Annotated in this window: 2 protein-coding genes and 2 pseudogenes; 1 reads left to right on the forward strand and 3 read right to left on the reverse strand. The window is 60.6% G+C overall.

Translation table 11 applies throughout. The features are described from left to right. Positions 1 to 355 (reverse strand): annotated as a pseudogene (locus EN807_RS32185) (ISKra4 family transposase); the annotation flags it as partial. Between the two features lie 250 nt (positions 356 to 605). Between EN807_RS32185 and EN807_RS32190 the strand changes: the two are divergent. Continuing rightward, positions 606 to 845: a hypothetical protein gene (locus EN807_RS32190; RefSeq protein ID WP_245485573.1), complete on the forward strand. Its 240-nt coding sequence runs from the start codon at positions 606 to 608 to the stop codon at positions 843 to 845. 92 nt (positions 846 to 937) lie between these two features. Here the strand turns inward: EN807_RS32190 and EN807_RS32195 are convergent. Together EN807_RS32195 and EN807_RS32200 are read right to left on the reverse strand one after the other, a co-directional pair. Continuing rightward, positions 938 to 1,158, reverse strand: a pseudogene (locus EN807_RS32195) (recombinase family protein); the annotation flags it as partial. A gap of 164 nt (positions 1,159 to 1,322) precedes the next feature. Next, positions 1,323 to 3,275 carry an acetoacetate--CoA ligase gene (locus EN807_RS32200; RefSeq protein WP_127208197.1) on the reverse strand — a complete coding sequence of 651 codons (1,953 nt, stop codon included), beginning with the start codon at positions 3,273 to 3,275 and terminating at the stop codon, positions 1,323 to 1,325. Between the last annotated feature and the right edge of the window lie 228 nt (positions 3,276 to 3,503).

The following is a 3,503-nucleotide window of genomic DNA, read 5'->3' on the forward strand; positions in this document are numbered from 1 at the left end:
GCAGCGGCGCAAAGGCATCGACCATGCCTGGGTAACAATCCCGACACAGCATCCAACGAGGATTGCGCACCTCCACGATGCCAAAGACAGTCCGGATCCGTCGCGTCGTGTAGTCCTTGACCGGCCGAAACCTGTGGCAATCCGGGCAGACCCGACGAAAGAGGGAATACGTCTCCGCCTCATGGTTCACGACCGCGCTCTGCAGCGCCGCCATGATGGTCTTGCTGTCCTCGATCGACAGGCCGAGGTCGCCGTCAAACAGACGTTCCCAGCTCTTGTCGATGCGGACCGCCTTCCGGCAAACGTCACCGAACTCGTTCCTGCCCTCGATCGTGATCGTCCATTCCACCGCCATCGCTTTCCCTCCGAACAAAGCGGCGCTCATGGACTACGCGGGCCTAACAACCTGTATTCGACCCCAGGGAAATTACCGGTCTCCGATCGGAGCGGCCGCATTCTTACGGTTAAGTGCCAAGCGACACCAGGATCCACAACCGGATCAACGAGACGCTGTTCGACAGACCGCAAGATTATGCCCCCGCTTCACCACCAAGCCCAGCGGCGGCATCGACCCGCGGCCGTGGTGCTAAGGGTTCTACGCGGCCATGAATCTCAACATCAAACGCTGGAAACGGCTACTCGACCTCAAGAACCCCAACCACGGCCTGCTGCTGCCGATCCTGATCTACTGCGTCGACAAAAAGGGGCGGCCCGTCCTCGGCAAACCCAGGCCGGGACCCGAGACCGCGCACTTCATCGAGCACGAGGCCTACAAAGATATCGCCCTCGTCATCCCCGCCCTTCGCGAACTCCATTATGTCACCCGTTATGATAACCCACAGTGATCGCCCCGGCGCGCCGACTAACGGCTGACCGCCATACACGCATCAGGCGGCTTCGGGAAAGGTGCCTCGACGCACCGCTTACCGAGCTGAGCGACGGTGGTGCTGACATCAATCGCGTTGCGACCGAGACGATCAAGCTTGGTGACGACCAGGACATCGCCATGCTCCAAACGATCGATCAGGCGGCGGAAGCCTAACCGCTGGGCAATGGCAGTGCTGCCGGAGATGGTTTCGGAGACGATGCGACGGGATTCGACATGGAAGCCCCGCCGACTGGATTTCCAAGATCTGGTTGTCAAACCGTCTGGCCGATGGAGACGCGGGCATAGGCTTTGCAATCTGCAAAGTGAGATTGCTTCTGATAAGGAAACGGAATTCGTAGGCGGGCGCCACTCCGCTGCTACAACCCCCGTCGTTACCTTGCTTCGTGATGCCGAAATACATTCGAGTGGCCATGATGTTTGCTCCAGACCCTTATTAATCACTGCAGAGTGCCTCCAGCCCGGAATAGAGCTCCAGCGCTTCCGGGTTGGCCAGCGCCTCCTTGGTCTTCACCGACCGGCCGTGGACGACTTCGCGCACGGCGAGCTCGACGATCTTACCGGACTTGGTGCGCGGAATGTCGGCGACCTGGATCACTTTGGCCGGTACATGACGCGGTGACGCACCGATGCGGATCTTGGTCTTGATCTTCTTTTCGAGATCGGCGTCGAGCGTCAGGCCCGGTACCAAACGGACGAAGAGGATAACCCGGACGTCGTCGTCCCAGTCCTGGCCGATGCAGATGGCCTCGGCGACTTCATCGAGCTGTTCGACCTGGTTGTAGATCTCGGCGGTACCGATGCGCACGCCGCCGGGATTGAGGGTCGCATCCGAGCGGCCGTGGATGATCAGGCCGCCGTGTTCGGTCCATTCGGCGAAATCGCCCTGGCACCAGATATTGTCGAAGCGCTCGAAATAAGCCGCGCGGTATTTGGCGCCATCAGGGTCGTTCCAGAAACCCACCGGCATGGAGGGGAAGGCTTTGGTGCAGACCAGTTCGCCCTTCTCGCCACGGACCGGTTTGCCTTCATCGTCCCAGATGTCGACTGCGAGGCCGAGGCCCGGCCCCTGGATCTCGCCCTTCCAGACCGGCTTGACCGGATTGCCGAGCACGAAGCAGGAGACGATGTCGGTGCCGCCGGAGATGGAGGCGAGCTGGACGTCCGGCTTGATGCCTTCATAGACGAATGAAAAACCTTCCGGCGAAAGCGGCGAGCCGGTGGAGGTGATCAGGCGCAAGTCGGAGAGATCGTGTGTCTTGAGCGGCTCGATGCCGCCCTTGCGCACCGCATCGATGTATTTGGCCGAGGTGCCGAAGACGGCGAAGCGTTCCTCGGCTGCATAGTCCCACAGGATATTGCCCGAGGGCGCGAAGGGCGAGCCGTCGAACAGGCAGAGCGTGGCGCCGCTCGCCAGACCCGAGGCCAGCCAATTCCACATCATCCAGCCGCAGGTCGTGAAGTAGAAGAGGCGATCACCATCGCCGACGCCGGAATGGAAGCGGTGTTCCTTCAGGTGTTGCAGCAGCGTGCCGCCGGCAGAATGAACGATGCATTTCGGCACTCCGGTCGTGCCCGAGGAGAACAGGATATAGAGCGGGTGGGCGAACGGCAGCGGCTCGTATTCCACGGGCCTCGCGGTGAAGGGGATGGTCGCGGCATCCATGGTGCGGCCATCGGCAAGCGATGCGGCCAGCGCTTCGGCGTCGCCGGCGTAACCCACGACCATGACGGGGCAGCCGAGCTTGGGCGCGACGTTCCGGACCTTGTCGGAGACGTCCTGCAGCTTGCCGTTGTACCAGTAGGCATCGCAGGTGATGAATAGCCCCGGCTCGATCTGGCCGAAGCGGTCGAGCACGCCCTGCTCGCCGAAATCGGGCGAGCAGGACGACCAGATGGCACCGATCGAGGCGGTGGCCAGCATGCAGGCGATTGTCTCCGGCATGTTCGGCATCATGGCCGAGATACGGTCGCCCTTGCCTATGCCCATCGCGCGGAAGGCTTGCTGTAGCTTGGATACGGTGGAATGGAGCTGATCCCAGCTCCAGCGATAGCTCATCTTGTCCTCACCACGGAAGATCAGCGCGTCTTGGGGACCGTGCTTGATCAGGAGGTTTTCGGCGAAGTTCAGGCTGGCGTCGGGGAAGAAGCGAGCGTGGAGCATAACATCGCCGTTGATGAGATCGCGTGGCCCGGGCTGTCCAATCACGCCGCAATAATCCCAGACGGCAGACCAGAAAGTGCCGCGTTCATCGATTGACCATTGATGAAACGCATCATGGTCGGGTAGATCAGCCTTGTAGGTACAGGTGCAGAATTCGCGAAACCTCGTGATTGCGCTCGTGCGAATCTCGTCTGCGCTGGGCTGAAATAAGGGTGAGTCGATCATCGACGAGTTCCTTTGAACCAAATATTATTGGGCCGCGGTGTAGATAACAGGCCGATGCGTCGCAGGCGCCCAACACCACCAGATTTCGCCTTAGTGCCACTAGAGCACGTCCTGTGATCGATGAATCGATTGTGATGTGACAGCTGCGTCTTGTGCTGATTCAACATCCACCTCGATGGAGGTGGACGATGGGAAGAGCATTGAGCGGGGATCTTCGATCGCGGGTTT

This window comes from Mesorhizobium sp. M5C.F.Ca.ET.164.01.1.1 (assembly GCF_004792125.1).
GTDB classification, from domain to species: Bacteria; Pseudomonadota; Alphaproteobacteria; order Rhizobiales; family Rhizobiaceae; genus Mesorhizobium; species Mesorhizobium wenxiniae.

Coding starts and splice junctions, on each gene's coding strand:
- EN807_RS32190 (WP_245485573.1), top strand. CDS start 606: ATGAATCTCAACATCAAACGCTGGAAACGGCTACTCGACCTCAAGAAC.
- EN807_RS32200 (WP_127208197.1), bottom strand. CDS start 3,275: ATGATCGACTCACCCTTATTTCAGCCCAGCGCAGACGAGATTCGCACG.